General features: G+C 61.4%; 22 protein-coding genes. 12 read left to right on the top strand and 10 right to left on the bottom strand.

What is annotated here, in order from left to right:
• The 10 genes from GYA94_RS07975 to GYA94_RS07930 all read right to left on the bottom strand — a co-directional run.
• Window positions 1-275: helix-turn-helix domain-containing protein (locus tag GYA94_RS07975; RefSeq protein WP_161892085.1), on the bottom strand; the 275-nt coding region annotated here is incomplete at its 3' end.
• An 11-nt stretch (window positions 276-286) separates the two neighbouring features.
• Entirely contained in the window at window positions 287-514 is a 228-nt protein-coding gene (locus GYA94_RS07970) for a hypothetical protein (protein ID WP_161892084.1), read from the bottom strand.
• Window positions 511-885: a hypothetical protein gene (locus GYA94_RS07965; protein ID WP_012313230.1), complete on the bottom strand. Its 375-nt coding sequence runs from the start codon at window positions 883-885 to the stop codon at window positions 511-513. The genes GYA94_RS07970 and GYA94_RS07965 overlap by 4 nt, the downstream gene beginning before the upstream one ends.
• On the bottom strand, window positions 882-1652 hold the full coding sequence (locus GYA94_RS07960) for a BRO-N domain-containing protein (protein ID WP_012313229.1): 771 nt from the start codon (window positions 1650-1652) through the stop codon (window positions 882-884). The genes GYA94_RS07965 and GYA94_RS07960 overlap by 4 nt, the downstream gene beginning before the upstream one ends.
• Complete coding sequence (locus GYA94_RS07955; RefSeq protein WP_012313228.1) at window positions 1649-1939, bottom strand: hypothetical protein; 291 nt, start codon at window positions 1937-1939, stop codon at window positions 1649-1651. The genes GYA94_RS07960 and GYA94_RS07955 overlap by 4 nt, the downstream gene beginning before the upstream one ends.
• Complete coding sequence (locus tag GYA94_RS07950) at window positions 1936-2172, bottom strand: hypothetical protein (RefSeq protein WP_161892083.1); 237 nt, start codon at window positions 2170-2172, stop codon at window positions 1936-1938. Before GYA94_RS07950 ends, GYA94_RS07955 begins: the two co-directional genes overlap by 4 nt.
• On the bottom strand, window positions 2169-2477 hold the full coding sequence (locus tag GYA94_RS07945) for a hypothetical protein (protein WP_161892082.1): 309 nt from the start codon (window positions 2475-2477) through the stop codon (window positions 2169-2171). Before GYA94_RS07945 ends, GYA94_RS07950 begins: the two co-directional genes overlap by 4 nt.
• Window positions 2474-2716, bottom strand: coding sequence for a hypothetical protein (locus tag GYA94_RS07940; protein ID WP_174824175.1), 243 nt, complete (start codon window positions 2714-2716; stop codon window positions 2474-2476). The genes GYA94_RS07945 and GYA94_RS07940 overlap by 4 nt, the downstream gene beginning before the upstream one ends.
• Window positions 2717-2885: 169 nt before the next feature.
• Window positions 2886-3491, bottom strand: a complete 606-nt coding sequence (locus GYA94_RS07935; protein ID WP_060709462.1) for a KilA-N domain-containing protein — start codon at window positions 3489-3491, stop codon at window positions 2886-2888.
• Window positions 3488-3823, bottom strand: a complete 336-nt coding sequence (locus GYA94_RS07930; protein ID WP_060709463.1) for a transcriptional regulator — start codon at window positions 3821-3823, stop codon at window positions 3488-3490. Before GYA94_RS07930 ends, GYA94_RS07935 begins: the two co-directional genes overlap by 4 nt.
• A gap of 98 nt (window positions 3824-3921) precedes the next feature.
• Here GYA94_RS07930 and GYA94_RS07925 point away from each other — a divergent pair, with 98 nt between their 5' ends.
• The 12 genes from GYA94_RS07925 (at window position 3922) to GYA94_RS07870 (ending at window position 15026) form a co-directional block, all read left to right on the top strand.
• Entirely contained in the window at window positions 3922-4701 is a 780-nt protein-coding gene (locus GYA94_RS07925; protein ID WP_060709464.1) for a S24 family peptidase, read from the top strand.
• A 124-nt stretch (window positions 4702-4825) separates the two neighbouring features.
• Complete coding sequence (locus GYA94_RS07920; protein ID WP_161892080.1) at window positions 4826-5224, top strand: LuxR C-terminal-related transcriptional regulator; 399 nt, start codon at window positions 4826-4828, stop codon at window positions 5222-5224.
• A gap of 37 nt (window positions 5225-5261) precedes the next feature.
• A complete protein-coding gene (locus GYA94_RS07915; protein ID WP_161892079.1) occupies window positions 5262-5522 on the top strand; it encodes a hypothetical protein in 261 nt (86 codons plus the stop codon).
• 108 nt (window positions 5523-5630) lie between these two features.
• Complete coding sequence (locus GYA94_RS07910; RefSeq protein ID WP_161892078.1) at window positions 5631-6425, top strand: BRO-N domain-containing protein; 795 nt, start codon at window positions 5631-5633, stop codon at window positions 6423-6425.
• Window positions 6426-6506: 81 nt separating this feature from the next.
• Window positions 6507-6902, top strand: a complete 396-nt coding sequence (locus tag GYA94_RS28485) for a carbon storage regulator (RefSeq protein WP_161892077.1) — start codon at window positions 6507-6509, stop codon at window positions 6900-6902.
• A gap of 166 nt (window positions 6903-7068) precedes the next feature.
• Window positions 7069-7272: a hypothetical protein gene (locus GYA94_RS07900; protein WP_161892076.1), complete on the top strand. Its 204-nt coding sequence runs from the start codon at window positions 7069-7071 to the stop codon at window positions 7270-7272.
• The gene (locus GYA94_RS07895) at window positions 7262-8050 is read left to right on the top strand and encodes a hypothetical protein (protein WP_161892075.1); all 789 of its coding nucleotides are present in this window, start codon (window positions 7262-7264) and stop codon (window positions 8048-8050) included. The genes GYA94_RS07900 and GYA94_RS07895 overlap by 11 nt, the downstream gene beginning before the upstream one ends.
• Window positions 8047-8799, top strand: coding sequence for a hypothetical protein (locus GYA94_RS07890; protein ID WP_161892074.1), 753 nt, complete (start codon window positions 8047-8049; stop codon window positions 8797-8799). Before GYA94_RS07895 ends, GYA94_RS07890 begins: the two co-directional genes overlap by 4 nt.
• Window positions 8800-9010: 211 nt before the next feature.
• Window positions 9011-10201, top strand: coding sequence for a site-specific integrase (locus GYA94_RS07885; RefSeq protein ID WP_012313215.1), 1191 nt, complete (start codon window positions 9011-9013; stop codon window positions 10199-10201).
• A 36-nt stretch (window positions 10202-10237) separates the two neighbouring features.
• Window positions 10238-12025, top strand: coding sequence for an N-acetylglutaminylglutamine amidotransferase (locus GYA94_RS07880; RefSeq protein ID WP_161892073.1), 1788 nt, complete (start codon window positions 10238-10240; stop codon window positions 12023-12025).
• Window positions 12026-12028: 3 nt separating this feature from the next.
• Complete coding sequence (gene ngg / locus GYA94_RS07875; RefSeq protein WP_161892072.1) at window positions 12029-13774, top strand: N-acetylglutaminylglutamine synthetase; 1746 nt, start codon at window positions 12029-12031, stop codon at window positions 13772-13774.
• A gap of 67 nt (window positions 13775-13841) precedes the next feature.
• The gene (locus tag GYA94_RS07870) at window positions 13842-15026 is read left to right on the top strand and encodes an osmoprotectant NAGGN system M42 family peptidase (protein ID WP_054912166.1); all 1185 of its coding nucleotides are present in this window, start codon (window positions 13842-13844) and stop codon (window positions 15024-15026) included.
• Window positions 15027-15188 lie beyond the last annotated feature (162 nt).

Raw genomic sequence — 15188 nt, 5'->3', positions numbered from 1 at the left:
GCATCTAGTGCAGGGGGGCATTTAATGCCGGGGGCATAAGATGCCGGGGTTACGATGTAGTAGGTCGACCGCCCGGCACGCTCTTTCGCCACCAGCAAGCCGACGCTTTCCAGCCAACGGATCGCGTTGCGCACGGCACGCTCTTTGAGGCAGGTGCGCTCGCAGATCCTGGCAATGGAAGGCCAGCAAACGCCGTCATCGTTGGCATTGTCGGCCAAGGAGATCAGCACCGACTTCTGGGCAGCGCTCATTTCAAGCGGCCAGCAGGCGGTCATCAGGATGGTGCTCACAGTTGCAGCTCCTCACAAACGCGGCGCACGAAGGCGTCGTAGGGCTCGACGAACAGACAGCCATGACCCTCCAGCTCGGCACGTAGCCGCTTTCTGAACTCGTAGAGCTGCCAGCGGGCCGATTCGGGCTGACCCTGCATTGCCCCGTAGGCTGGCCAGCCCGTTGGGATGATCGTCGCGCCAGCGCGCTGCGGGAGCGCCTGGGGAGGGGTAGACGGGTTCATTGGAGGGTCTCCCCGCTCAGTGTGGCGCGCTTCACAACTGCCGGGGCCGGACGCTTCAATTGGTCGCCGGTGTTGTCCATCAGGTTTCGCACAGCCGTGTCGAGACGCCGCTTGACGTTGTACCGATGCTGCTTGGCCTGGCTCATACGCTCATAGCTTTGGGCGGTCGCGCGGATGACCCCGTCGTAGGCAGGATCGGAATAATCGATGCCGTGGCGGTTCGGGTACGGCTCGCCATGAACACGGAAGTAGCGAAACACCTCGCCCTTGTAGTCTTCTCGCAGGCAGGTGACCGTGTAATGGGCGTGGCGGTGTTCAACGGCCAGCTCGGCAATGCGCTCGATCAGTTGCTGCTTGGTTGGTTTCTTCATGGCTGCTGTCTCGGATGAATCTTGAAGCGTCCCTGCGGGATCTCTGGATGGGTTGCGCGTTCAGCGGTCTCGTAGGTGCATTCCGATACGAACCGGTCGAACCGCTGGGTGACGGCTGGCTTGGGCCAGATGGCGAAGGGCTGCCCGCCTTCATCAGCGTGGCGACTGCGGACAAAGGCGTACGGCAGCGGCGCACAGGAAACCTCCCGCATCACAGCATTCACCACCCAGGCCGGCAGGCCGTGACGGCGATTGATGCGGTCGCGGATCGTGGTGATGGTTTCGAAGCCGCTGGGCACGGAGTCGAGATAGCGCACCTGTTCCAGCTTGGTGGTGCGGTCCTCGACGCGCTCCAGCGCCACTTGCTGCTCGGCCTGCTGGCGCTCGAGCGTGACCATCGTCTGCGCTTGCGCCAGCAGTTGCTCAGCTGGTGTCATCGGTCGCTGATAGCTGCCCGTCTTGCGGATCGATGGGATTACCTCCCCCGCCACCCACATTTGCAAAGGAAGTGCGCCAGGCTTGTCTGATCTGCCCAGGAAGAAGTAGAGCCCCTGCTCGCTCAGCACTGCCATTTGCTGGTTGCCTGAGGGGGTCAGAACGGATCTGACCCCCCGCCATTGCTCCGGCACATGGGCGATAGTGCTGGTGCCAGCCCACGAATAGCCGAGATCATCAGCAATGTCCTTGGCCACAAACCAAGGTTCATTGGCATGATCCTTTACGACGCGGATTTCATGGCCATTGAAATTGAAGGGGATCAGATTCATTCCGCACCCCCTGCGCCACGTTTTGCAGCGGCAGGTTTTTGTGGCGCGGTGGTCCTTCCAGCGTCGATTTCAGTGAAGCTGGCATCCATCCTCTTCATCCAGTCGTCGGCATGGTTCACCCATTCCTCGCAGAGCTCATCACCCATCAGCGCGAGCTTCGTGGGCAGGCTCGATTCCTCTGCAATCTTGCTGATGGAACGGAACAGAGTACGGGCATCTTCCAAGCGCGCCTGGAGGCAGAGAATGTCGTTGTATGCCTCGTCGGCTATGGTGCGGACGGTTTTCATTGGCTATCCCCCGCTGCATTCATCAGCTGAAGCAACTGGTCCTGCGCCTGGTCGGCCAACATGAACAAGGCCTCGTGGAGGACTGATTCGCTGAGGTGATCAAGCTGGGGCGAGAACCCTGCCGACGCATCACCTTTGAGGCTGTCGTTTTCCATCAAAATGGAAGCGAACCCCTCGATAACACGCAGACGGGCCATGACCTTCTCGCCCAGATCGCTAGTTGTCGTGGTCATTGATGCACCTCCGCGCCACGAACTAGAGATGTTGGGTTTTGTGGCGCGAGGTCTTCAGCGCCACGGATTGGAGCCTCCACTGAATCGATCAAGGCCTCCACCTGCATAGTCAAAGTACGGATGGCAAAGAGCTGGCAGCTTTGCTCGTCAGCTTCATCAATGAGGCTTCCGAGCAGGATATTCACACCTGACAAAATGGTGCCGGCTGCCACCAGTGCGACGCTGCAGGATGTGCCGGCTTCGACCTGGTAGGAGACGCCTGAGGTGGAAAAGCGCTGCATACTGGTTACGAGGGACGTGGTCATTGGGCACCGCCTTGCTCTGCGGCATGATGGGGCGCGTCGTGATAGGCGTACTCGTGATGGGCGTAGAGCGCCTGGGTGCAGAACTCGAGAGCACTGACCAAGCCCTCTCGGTCGCGTGGCAGCAGCATTTCGCCAAGCTGCGCCTGGTCTTCCAGCAGCACGCGGGCAATGCCGTAAGCGCCGTGGGCAGCACGGAAGCGGCTCCGCAGATCGATCAGGCTCTCCTTTGGTTGTTGCACAGCAACACGGGGTTTGCTATTTTTCGGGTGCGACATAGCGCATCCTCCTAAGACAAGGTGATGTTGCAAGACCTCCTGGCAGAGGTCGGTTAAAGAACCCGCCTGGCAGCGGGTTTTTTGTTGCCTGCGATTTAGCCGGACAACAAAAACTGGGATGCCGAGGCCGTCATCAGGAGGCCTTCAGGCGAGGTTGATTGGGGTTGTTCAGACCGAGCACCATTTGCAGCGAATCAAGCTCACGCTCGATGTCGCCTAGCAGCAGCGGTTTGTCGCGCTTCCACTCACAAAGCCCGCGCCCGTAGGTGCTGGCGAGAGATTCGCGGTCGTCGAATATCTTGCAAGCGCGATTGAGTCGATCCAGCTTCGACGGAGCGCCGCTCAACAGCGCTTCAATTTTCGTGTCGCACCAAACAGCGAACCTGGTGCTAATCCAGCGACCGAAATAAACCCTGACCTTCGGGTGCAACCATGTTCCGCCACTGCCGCCAGCCTTGGTCAACACGAGGCCAGTCCTTTTCGTGAGGGCGAGAATCTTGGAGCGAACCCAGGACTTAGACGCATCCAACTCTTTGATTTCATTGAATTCTGTCAGGGTGACAGAATTGACACCAAGGGCATCCCCCATGACGCAAAGGTATTCGAGGGTGTCGATTTGGCGAAGCCAAGCGGTAGGTTCCTTGTCGAACTGCTTGGCGATTTTCGTGGCGTTCAACCAGCCGTCAGCGCTGAGGTCTACCTGTCGCCCTTCGAAGTCGAGGTGGATTACATTGCTCACTGGGCACCTCCGGTACTGGATAAAACGCCAGCCACTTCAAGGGACTGACCTGGCCGTGATCTTGAGCGTACATTTGCGTTCAAGGTCGGCAGGGCCTTTGCCTTGGGAAGCTGCTCTTCATCGCGAGTCAAGCCCCACTGCAGATCCGGGCGAAGTACGCAGCGACTTACGAGCCCGTCAGTAGCGCTTTCTATCTGCAGAGCCCTTTCGGCCGTGATCGCCCTGTCGCCTGAAACGAGCCTCGATAAATACGACGCTGTCACGCCAAGCTTGAGCGCAAGGACTTTCTTGCCGCCCCGCGGGAGCTGCGAAAGGTACTCGGATAGGTTCATTCAGATTTACCTATTGGTGCATTTATGTCGCAGGCTACCTGATTCATGCACCATTTCAAGGTAATTTTCCAAAAGGGAAATAAAAGGTACAGTCAGGCATGGACACTAATGACTCGAACCAAATCAGAAATGTACGCAGGCTCCGGCTCCGGGAGCTTGTGCTGACACGCTTTGGCGGAAAGCAATCAGCCTTCGCGGAAGCCATTGAGCGCTCTCCCTCATACGTGGCCAGGCTGTTTTCTGACAATCCAGCGCACTCAAGGAATATTGGGGAATCATTGGCGCGGCAGATTGAAGGCATGTGTCATTTGCCCAACGGATGGCTAGATGATCCTAAGGGCTTGGAGCTGGCCATATCAGCGGTAAACGACGCTCAATCCCGCGCTTCAACAATCTCTGAGCCTATAGACGTGAGGAACTGGGACTCGACTGACGACCACGAGTATCCGTTCTACAACGTCACAATTCCCGTGCTCGAGATTCCTGAAAGCTGGGGGAAGCACGCGCAAGGCGCTGAAAGCGAAACCCCTATTAGGACTGCCGTGTTTGACTTGGCATGGCTGCGTAGATCCATGTCCATGACGGACATCTCGAATCTACGCATGTCAACAGGGCTCGGGGACAGTATGGCTCCAACCATCAAGCATGGTGACCTCCTTGTCGTGGATGTTGGGGTGACAGAGGCTCTATACGATGCCGTCTATGTAGTCCGTATTGGTAGCGTACTCACTATCAAGCGCATACAGGTAGACATGGATGGGATCCGTATCCTGTCCGATAATCCGCAGTTCAAAGAGGTCTGCATACCCCATGACATGATGGACCGAATCTCGGTGGTAGCGCGTGTCGTCTACATCTGGAGCGGATCAAGAATATAGCTTACATGAACCAGACAACCCGCTACGGCGGGTTTTTTTTGGTAAATTTTTCGGCCACCCGATTGACAAAGATTTACCAATTGGTACTCTTTACTCCATCGCACTTGCCATGGAGTTTCCAAGCATGACCCCATCAACCTCAATCACCGTAGGCAACTGGCAAGGCCTACTGGGCCAAGGCGCAGCCCCGCGTGAGCTGGAGTGCCTGCTGGCCATCGCTGGTGGAGCTTCTGGCAAGGAAGCTGCTCGGGCATTGGGCATCAGCGAGGATGGCGTCAAGAAGCGCCTGATCGCTCTGGGCACAAAGTGGGGCGTCACCCGCCGAGCTGCGCTGGTTGCTGAGGCATTCAAGCGCGGCGTCATCAGCCCTGCCGCTACTGCCCTAGCACTGATCATGGCCATTCACGGAATGATCGGCGACGACCAAGTAATGCGCATTCGCCGCGGCGGCAACGGCGGCGAGCGCCGTGTCGAGCTTCGCGTTGCGGCACGCCGGGTCGAGCAATTCCAGGTGGCCGCGTAAGCACAAGCGCAAACAAACCTCAACTCAGGACCAAGCCATGATCGACGTGACTATCAGCATCAGCTCGGAAGCGCGGCAGCCAGCACCTGCTCCTGCCGCCGCGAAGCTGACCACCCTCAAAGAGCTGGCTGAGCTGCTGAAGATGGACCGCAGCGCCGCACGCCGTTACGTGATGCGCCTGGGCCATATGCCCAAACGCGCTCGCACTGCCTCAAGCGGCTATCAGACGGCCTTGGTGTTCGACCACGACCAGGTGCGCCAGATCGTCGAGGCGCGGCAGGCGGATGGCTACTGCTGACATGGCACAGGTCAGCGTCGATGGCTTTCCAACGAGAGCCCTGCGCGGTGACCAAGCCCGGGCGAAGGGGGTAGCGAAACGCGACCCCCATCCTTTCGGAGATACCAGATGAACTTGATTCAACGAAGCTTCAACGGCCACTCGATCCAGGTGTTCCTGGATGAGAACGGCGAACCGTGGTTCATCGCGATGGAAGTGGCCGAGGTGCTTGGCTACAGCGATGCCTACGAGATGACCAAAAAGCTGGATGACGACGAGAAGTCAAACCGGCAAATCGCCGGTTTGGGTACTGCCACTGGCGGGCGCGGGGTTTCGACCATCAATGAATCTGGCCTGTACTCGGCGATCCTCACCAGCAGCAAGCCAGAAGCCAAGCCGTTCAAGCGCTGGGTGACTCATGACGTACTGCCAACCATCCGCCGCACTGGCAGCTACTCGACGGTTCAGCAGCAGCAACTCCCCGGCGCGAACGATGCGACGATCCTGATCGAGTCGATGGCGCGCACCATGAACCTGCCGCCCTCGGCCACTTTGGGAATGTACCAAAAATATGCTCTGAAGATCGGCCAGGCCGACCTGCTCCCGGTGTATGCGATTGACGCGCCGGACGGCGACAGCAGCAGCCACACAACAGCCGCCCTAGCCACTCTCATCAAGAAGACCGGCCTACCAGTAACTGCTCGCAAAGCGTACTTGTGCATGCAATCTGCCGGCCTGGTCGAACGGAAAGAACGCCCGAGCAAGACCAAGGGTATCAAGGAGTTTTGGGCGCTCACCGATGCTGGTTTGAAGTACGGCAAGAATGTCACGAACCCGAAGAATCAACTTGAAGTTCAAGTTCACATCTTTGAAAGCAAATTCGACGACTTGTGCGAACTTTTGGATATGCATGGTTTGCGCTAACCAATAAGTAACACCTCAACTTCTCTCGAAAGCCAAGTTACTCGGCGGGTACTCGCTCGCCTTAAATAAGGAGATTCAAACATGCTCATGCTAAGTCGCAACATCGGCAAGGCCGTCATCATCGGCGGCAACATCCGGGTCACTGTAGCCCAGGTAAACGGCTGCCAGGTCCGCCTGGGGATCGAGGCTCCGCGTGGTGTGATCGTTGACCGCGAGGAGATCCATCACCGCCGGGTTGCCGAAGGCACCGCCCAGGATGCGCCGGGGTTCAACATCGACGACCACGTCAAGCTGGTGGCCGATGCCCGCCGGTACCGCTGGCTGCGTGACCGTGAGCGCATCGTAGATCCGGATGAAGACCTGCTGGTGGTGCGCGGCGATAACTGGCTATCCGGCGAAGAGCTGGATCAGGAGATTGACACCGCCCTGCGCCTGGAAGCCTTGGAGCAGCAGGTGGTGCTGGAGCATCAGCCATGACCGCCGCCTTCTTCCTGATAGTTCTGTATACGAGTGGCAGTGGGCACGCCATGGCATCCGTACCAATGGCTACCGCAGAAGAATGTAAGCAGGCCGCGACAAAAGCCAAGGCCGATCTTGAGGGCACGCTGACCAAAGTGCGTACGTCTTGCGTGAGGGCTCGGCCATGACCCACATGATGACTCCAGGCACTCGCCTGCACCTGCAAGACGATCTTGGCCAACTGGGCGAGCGCCTGATCCGCTTCGGGGAGGCCCTGCAAGACCCCAATACCACCGTCGGCAAGCTGTCTGACCTAGCCAAGTCGTGCGGCATCAAGCTGCACATGCGCGCCGTTGCTGAATCTGGAGAGGCACCCAATGCTCACTGATAATCTGGCGCATCGCGCCCTCTTCACCCTGCCGCCGATTCGCCCGAGCGCAGAGACTGCGCCAGCAGTTCAGGCCCTGCCTGAACAGAAGGTCGTGACCGGTGACAAGGAGGTGGATGCCGTTTTGTGGCTGCGCGAGGTGATCAAGACCGGCCAAGCCGGGCCGATCGCAACTGCCCTGGACGCTGCCAAGCAGATCAAGACGCCGCTCAAGGAGATCGAGCAGCGGTATGTCGACTATGTGAAGCGCAACAGTGGGGGCAATCCATTCGCGGTGATGTTCTCGTTCGGATTTGCCGACCTTGAGGGACTGGCCAAGGGTTCGCTGGAGAAGGCTGCCCTGGCATCTGAGGCCCGGGCCCGCTTCGAAGGCGAGACGATCTTTGAAGATACGCCCGCCGAGCAGTTCTGCGAGAAGGCCTTGAAGCGCTGCAAGGGCTTCAAGAGCTACTTCGACAACGACAAGGCTCAGGTGGCCAAGCGATTCCGCAAACACGCAGAGCTGATGCCCCACACGCTCGACGACTGCCTGCACGAGATTGCCTACTGGGGACGGCTGTATGTCCTACGTCATGCAGTTGGCGAATGGGGCGACGGGATGCACGAAGCCATTGCTCGTGAATGGTTTGTCCAGGACCAGCTGTCGGAGATCAAGCCGCGCAACCAGGCTGAGGCCCTTCGCGTCCTGGATTACGCCGCGCACGCCGAGAGCATTGAGCATGACGGCATGGTGGCCATTTCGCGAAACCTCATCACCTCGGGAGGACTGCCGGCATGATCAAGCGCCGAGCAATCAACCCCGCCGCCCTCCCCGCCGTTGGACAGCCGCTGGCGGGCGGCTTCTTCGCCGGCCGTCTCTTCTTCGATGGCGCCGAGCACGCAGTCATCGACGCAGGCCGGGAGTTCGAAGTAGCCGCCCACTGGTGGCAGGAGGAAGGCCCGCGCCCACGAATCCGCGGTGCCACGTCCCGTTTCGACGGCCTGGCCAACACCCAGGCTATGGCCGCCGAGGGCAGCACTATCGCCCGCAAGGTGCTGGACATGAATATCCGTGGCACCTGGGGCTGGCACATCCCTTCCATCGAGGAGCTGCAGGTGCTGCGCTGCAATCTCTTGCAGCTTCCAGATTGGGGGCATGACGGGTCGTACACAGTCAGGGGCGCGGCCCAGGCGTTCGGCCTCAGCGAGTACTGGACCAGCAGTCAGAAGTCGAACGCGGCTACTGCGTGGTACCTGCACATGTTGCCCTGGTGCGTGCCTGACACGAACTGGGTGAGCAAGTGCAAGGGCATCCGCCCGGTTCGCACCCTGCTGATCAGCCAGGAGGCTTTCGTGCACGCGCCATCGACAGACACGCCACTCACCGAGGCGGATCTGCGCGGCCTGGCCAACCAGCAAGCGGTGGTCACCGTGCTCGAGCGGTTCGTGAACGAGGATGCCGGGAGGTTCTATGGTCGGACCGACGTATTGGTGGCCGAACTGGCGGCGCTCGCGGCGGCTGTCGTGACAGATCGGCGTGACAACTAAAACCTGACGCGTCAGGAGGAATAGCGATGGCAGCAGCAGAGAATCTGCCCGAAGACCATGTGCACGACAAGGTCACCGAAAAACGGATGGGCGAGTTGGTGGGGTGTACAGCGAAGGCGCTTCAACGCAAGCGCGAGAAAGGCATCATCCCCAACTGGGTGTGGATGAAGATCAACGGCAGGATTATGTACAGCAAAAGGAGATATGACGAATGGATCGAAAGCCTGTGGACCTGCCGGCCGGAGTCGAGCTTGTCGGGCGCTCAATCCGAATTCGCTTCACCTGGAACAAGAAGCGGTGCTGCGAGACGCTCCCCCTCCCTCAGACCCCGAAAGGGATCGCAGCAGCAGCGAGTCTACGTGCTCAAGTAAAGGGGCTGGACAAGCTCGGCGCCCTGACCGCAGAAAAGTATGCCGAGCTTTTCCCCAATACCCGCAGCGTGGTGGTGCATGAGCAAACTACGCCGATCTTCTTCGATTACGCGCAGGACTGGCTCAACAGCTTGCAAATCGTGGAGGGTACTCGGAAGAACTACCGCTCTGCTCTGCAGGTGTATTGGGTTCCTTACCTGGCCGATAAGCCGATCGACACCATCACGTCAGTGCTCCTGCGCAAGATCATGAACGATATCAAGTGGACTTCCCCGGTACGCCGCAAGGGCGTGGTCGGCCTGCTGGTGTCGATCTTCCAGCAGGCGGTGACGGACGAGTTGATTGTTCGAAACCCGGCCCTGTCTATCCCAGGCGCCAAAGTGCCGAAGCGTGAGGTCGACCCTTTCACCAAAGAGGAAGCGGATTCGATCATTGCTCATCTGTACGAAACGACGAGCGGCATGACGGCAATTTACGCCGCCTATTTCGAGTTCTGTTTCTACACCGGCATGCGGCCGGGCGAGGTGATGGCTCTGCGCTGGAGCGAGATCGACAGGCGCGTAAAGACTGCCAACGTTTGCCGCATTCAGATCCGTGGAGTGATCCAGGATCGCACCAAAACGAAGCGTTCCCGAAAAGTTTTATTGAACGATCGCGCCCTGCATGCGCTCGAAAAAGCCAGACCGCTCACCGAGGCCCGTTCAGATTACGTGTTCGCGCCCAGTGGGACAGGTGACCGCTCGGAGATGTTCATTCGCTCTGAGACGAGTCAAAAACGCTACTGGCTGGCAGCCCTGCGGAAGCTTGGCATCAGGCGCCGCAGGATGTACGACACGCGCCACACGTACGCGACCATGTGCCTGATGGCCGGCATGAACCCGGCATTCATCGCCGCGCAACTCGGGCATAGCGTGCAGGTGCTGCTTTCTACATACGCGAAGTGGATCAACTCGCCGAATGATTGGGCTGAGCTTGATAAGCTGAAATCGCTGGAAAGTGGTACAAAAATGGTACGAGCTAAAAGCCAGTAACGCCAAGAGTGCCGAAACTCAAAGGGTTTACGTTACATGTGCGGATTAGCAGGAGAGTTACGTTTCACCCCCATCGGCCAAGCGCCACGCCCAGCCGACCTGGCGGCGGTAGAGCGCATTACCCATCACCTGGCCCCACGCGGCCCGGATGCCTGGGGCTTCCATAGCCAGGGCCCGATAGCCCTCGGCCATCGCCGCCTGAAAATCATGGACCTGTCCGACGGCTCGGCGCAGCCCATGGTCGACAACACCCTGGGCCTGTCCCTGGCGTTCAACGGTGCCATCTACAATTTCCCCGAGTTGCGCCAGGAGCTGCAGGCCCTGGGCTACCAGTTCTGGTCGGACGGCGACACCGAAGTGCTGCTCAAGGGCTACCACGCCTGGGGGGCGGCGCTACTGCCGAAACTCAACGGCATGTTCGCCCTGGCCATCTGGGAACGCGATAACCAACGCCTGTTCCTGGCCCGCGACCGCCTGGGCGTAAAGCCGCTGTACCTGTCACGCAACGGCGAGCGGCTGCGTTTTGCCTCGACCCTGCCAGCGCTGCTCAAGGGCGGCGACATCGACCCGATGCTCGACCCGGTGGCGCTCAACCACTACCTCAACTTCCATGCCGTAGTGCCGGCACCGCGCACCTTGCTGGCGAACGTGCAAAAGCTGGAACCCGGCACCTGGATGCGTATCGACCGCCACGGCGAAATCGAGCGCCAGACCTGGTGGCAACTGCAATACGGGCCCAACGCCGATGAGCGTGAGCTGGACCTGGAAGGCTGGACCACCCGCGTACTCGACGCAACCCGCGAAGCCGTGGCCATCCGCCAGCGTGCCGCCGTGGACGTGGGCGTGCTGCTGTCCGGCGGTGTCGACTCCAGCCTGCTGGTCGGCCTGCTGCGCGAAGTCGGTGTGGACGACCTGTCGACCTTCTCCATCGGCTTTGAAGATGCCGGCGGCGAGCGCGGCGACGAGTTCCAGTACTCCGACCTGATCGCCCGGCACTACGGCACGCGCCACCACCAGTTGCGCATTGCCGAGCACGAAATCATCGACCAGCTGCCTGCCGCCTTCCGCGCCATGAGCGAGCCGATGGTCAGCCACGACTGCATCGCCTTCTACCTGCTGTCGCGGGAAGTGGCCAAGCATTGCAAGGGCGTGCAAAGCGGCCAGGGCGCCGACGAACTGTTCGCCGGCTACCACTGGTACCCGCAGGTGGACGGCGCCGAGGATGCCTACGCGGCATACCGCAACGCCTTCTTCGACCGCAGCCACGACGAGTACCGCGATACCGTGCAGGCGCCATGGTTGCTGGATACCGATGCCGCTGGCGATTTCGTGCGCGAGCATTTCGCCCGCCCTGGCGCGCCGCAGGCGGTGGACAAGGCCTTGCGCCTGGACAGCACCGTGATGCTGGTCGACGACCCCGTCAAACGGGTCGACAACATGACCATGGCCTGGGGCCTGGAAGCACGCACCCCGTTCCTCGACTACCGCCTGGTAGAGCTGTCGGCACGGATTCCGGCGCGCTTCAAGCTGCCAGACGGCGGTAAACAGGTGCTCAAGCAAGCCGCACGGCGGGTGATCCCGCATGAAGTGATCGACCGCAAGAAGGGCTACTTCCCGGTACCGGGCCTGAAGCACCTGGAAGGCGCCACACTGGGTTGGGTACGCGAACTGCTGACCGACCCCAGCCAGGACCGTGGGCTGTTCAACCCAGCCATGCTCGACCGCCTGCTTAGCAACCCGCACGGCCAATTGACGCCACTGCGCGGTTCCAAGCTATGGCAACTGGCAGCATTGAACCTGTGGCTGAGCGAACAAGGACTCTGACCGATGAAACCCCACGAAATCGCCTACGGTCAGCGCCTGCTGCGTGGCCAGGCGCCGTCCTACGAGCGCCTGCAGGCGCGCCTGGCCGGCGACGGTAGCCAGCCCCACCAACAGCCGCGTGCCGTGCACTGCGGCTGGGGCCGGCTGCTGATTGGCCACACCTATGCCGACCCGGCCGACCTGGCCGACGACCTGTTGGGCGAATGCCCAGGCGAACGCGATATCGCGCTATATGTGGCAGCACCGCAGCAGGTGCTGGCGCAGGCGCCACAACAGTTGTTCCTCGACCCATCCGACACCCTGCGCCTGTGGTTCACCGATTACCGCCCGGCGCAGCGGGTATTCCGCGGCTTTCGCGTGCGGCGGGCGCAGAACCCGGCCGACTGGCAGGCCATCAACACCTTGTATCAGGTGCGCGGCATGCTACCGGTCGATGCCGACTTGCTCACCCCTCGGCACCTGGGCGGCCCGGTCTACTGGCTGGCTGAAGACGAAGACAGCGGCGCGGTCATCGGCAGCGTCATGGGCCTGAACCATGCCAAGGCTTTCGATGACCCCGAGAACGGCAGCAGCCTGTGGTGCCTGGCAGTCGACCCGCACTGCACCCGCCCCGGCGTGGGTGAAGTGCTGGTGCGCCACCTCATCGAGCACTTCATGAGCCGCGGCCTGGCCTACCTCGACCTTTCGGTGCTGCACGACAACCGCCAGGCCAAGCGCCTGTACCAGAAGCTTGGCTTTCGCAACCTGCCCACCTTCGCCGTCAAGCGCAAGAACGGCATCAACGAGCAACTGTTCCTCGGCCCCGGCCCACAGGCCGACCTCAACCCCTATGCACGCATCATCGTCGACGAGGCATTGCGCCGCGGCATCGAGGTACAGGTGGATGACGCCGCCGGCGGGCTGTTCACCCTCAGCCTGGGCGGCCGGCGCATCCGCTGCCGTGAGTCGCTCAGCGACCTGACCAGCGCCGTGACCATGACCCTGTGCCAGGACAAGCGCCTGACCCAGCATGCCCTGCGCACTGCCGGGCTGCAGGTGCCGGCGCAACAATTGGCCGGTAATGCCGACGATAACCTGGCCTTTCTCGACGAGCATGGCGCGGTGGTGGTCAAGCCCGTTGACGGCGAACAAGGCCAGGGCGTAGCGGTAAATCTCACCTGCATCGACGACGTGACCCAGGCGGTCGCCCATGCCCGCCAGTTCGATAGCCGGGTGTTGCTGGAAAGCTTCCATGCCGGCCTCGACCTGCGCATCGTGGTGATCGGCTATGAAGTGGTGGCAGCGGCCGTTCGCCACCCGGCCCAGGTGCTGGGTGACGGCAAGCACAGTGTGCGCCAGTTGATCGAGGCCCAAAGCCGTCGTCGCCAGGCCGCTACGGCGGGTGAAAGCCGTATCCCGCTGGATGAAGAAACCGAACGTACCCTGCGCGCTGCTGGCGTGGGTTACGACGACGTACTGCCCCCCGGCCAGCGCCTGGCCGTGCGGCGCACCGCCAACCTGCACACCGGCGGCACCCTGGAAGACGTTACCGCCCGCCTGCACCCGGTGCTGGCCGACGCCGCCGTGCGCGCTGCCCGGGCGCTGGAAATTCCGGTGGTCGGGCTGGATTTCATGGTGCGTGATGCCGAACAGCCCGAGTACGTGATCATCGAAGCCAACGAGCGCGCCGGCTTGGCCAACCACGAACCGCAGCCAACGGCCGAGCGTTTCATCGACCTGCTGTTCCCGCATAGCCGGCCTTTGGCGTAAACCAGTGCCGGGCTCTTCGCGGGTTCACTCGCGAAAAGGCCGGCACAGGAGCAAGGAGTATTCAACCATGTCCGAGCGACACCCCGAACCCGATCTCGAATACCTCAAGCGCGTGCTGCTGGAGATGCTGGCCATCCCCAGCCCGACCGGTTTCACCGATACCATCGTGCGCTACGTGGCCGAACGCCTGGACGAACTGGGCATCCCCTTCGAGCTGACCCGTCGCGGCACCATTCGCGCGACCTTGAAGGGCCGGCAAACCTCGCCCGACCGCGCCGTATCCGCGCACCTCGATACCATCGGCGCCAGCGTGCGCCAACTGCAGGACAACGGCCGGCTAGCCCTGGCGCCGGTTGGCTGCTGGTCCAGCCGCTTCGCCGAGGGCAGCAGGGTCAGCGTGTTCACCGACACCGGCGTGTTCCGCGGCAGCGTACTGCCGCTGATGGCCAGTGGGCACGCCTTCAACACCGCCATCGACCAGATGCCGGTCAGCTGGGAACACGTGGAAGTCCGCTTGGATGCCTATTGCGCCACCCGCGCCGATTGCGAGGCGCTGGGGGTGAGCATTGGTGACTTCGTGGCCTTCGACCCACTGCCTGAGTTCACGGACAGCGGCCACATCAGCGCCCGTCACCTGGATGACAAGGCCGGTGTCGCGGCGCTGCTGACCGCGCTTAAGGCAGTGGTGGAGAGCGGCCAGCAACCGCTGATCGACTGCCACCCGCTGTTCACCATTACCGAGGAAACCGGCTCGGGCGCAGCGGGTGCCCTGCCTTGGGACGTCAGCGAGTTCGTCGGTATCGACATTGCGCCGGTGGCGCCCGGGCAAGCCTCCAGCGAGCACGCCGTGAGCGTGGCCATGCAGGACTCGTCGGGGCCCTATGATTACCACCTGTCGCGGCACTTGCTGAAACTGGCCGGCGACCACGACCTGCCGGTACGCCGCGACCTGTTCCGCTACTACTTCAGTGATGCCCATTCGGCGGTAACGGCCGGGCACGACATTCGCACCGCGCTGGTGGCGTTCGGCTGCGATGCCACCCACGGCTATGAGCGGACGCACATCGACAGCCTGGCGGCCCTGAGCCAGTTGTTGTCGGCGTACCTGCTCAGTCCGCCGGTATTTGCCAGCGATTCACAGCCGGCCAATGCCTCGCTGGAGCGCTTCAGCCACCAGCTGGAACACGATGCGCAGATGGAGAGCGACACGCGCGTGCCGGCGGTCGACAGCCTGGTCGGTAACAAGGCCTGAGGCCCTGGGGCCGCTTTGCGGCCCATCGCAGGCAAGCCAGCTCCCACAGGGATCGCATCAGGGCTGACAGGTGTTTGTCACAAGATATGCAGCGCCTGTGAGATCGAGCGCCGCCCGCGCGGCGCAATCGCGAGCTGCGCTCGCTCTTACAGGTGCTGGCCT

Source organism: Pseudomonas juntendi, assembly GCF_009932375.1.
Taxonomy (GTDB): Bacteria; Pseudomonadota; Gammaproteobacteria; order Pseudomonadales; family Pseudomonadaceae; genus Aquipseudomonas; species Aquipseudomonas juntendi.
Note: the sequence above shows the minus strand (reverse complement) of the source record. Positions and strands in the feature narration are given on the sequence as shown.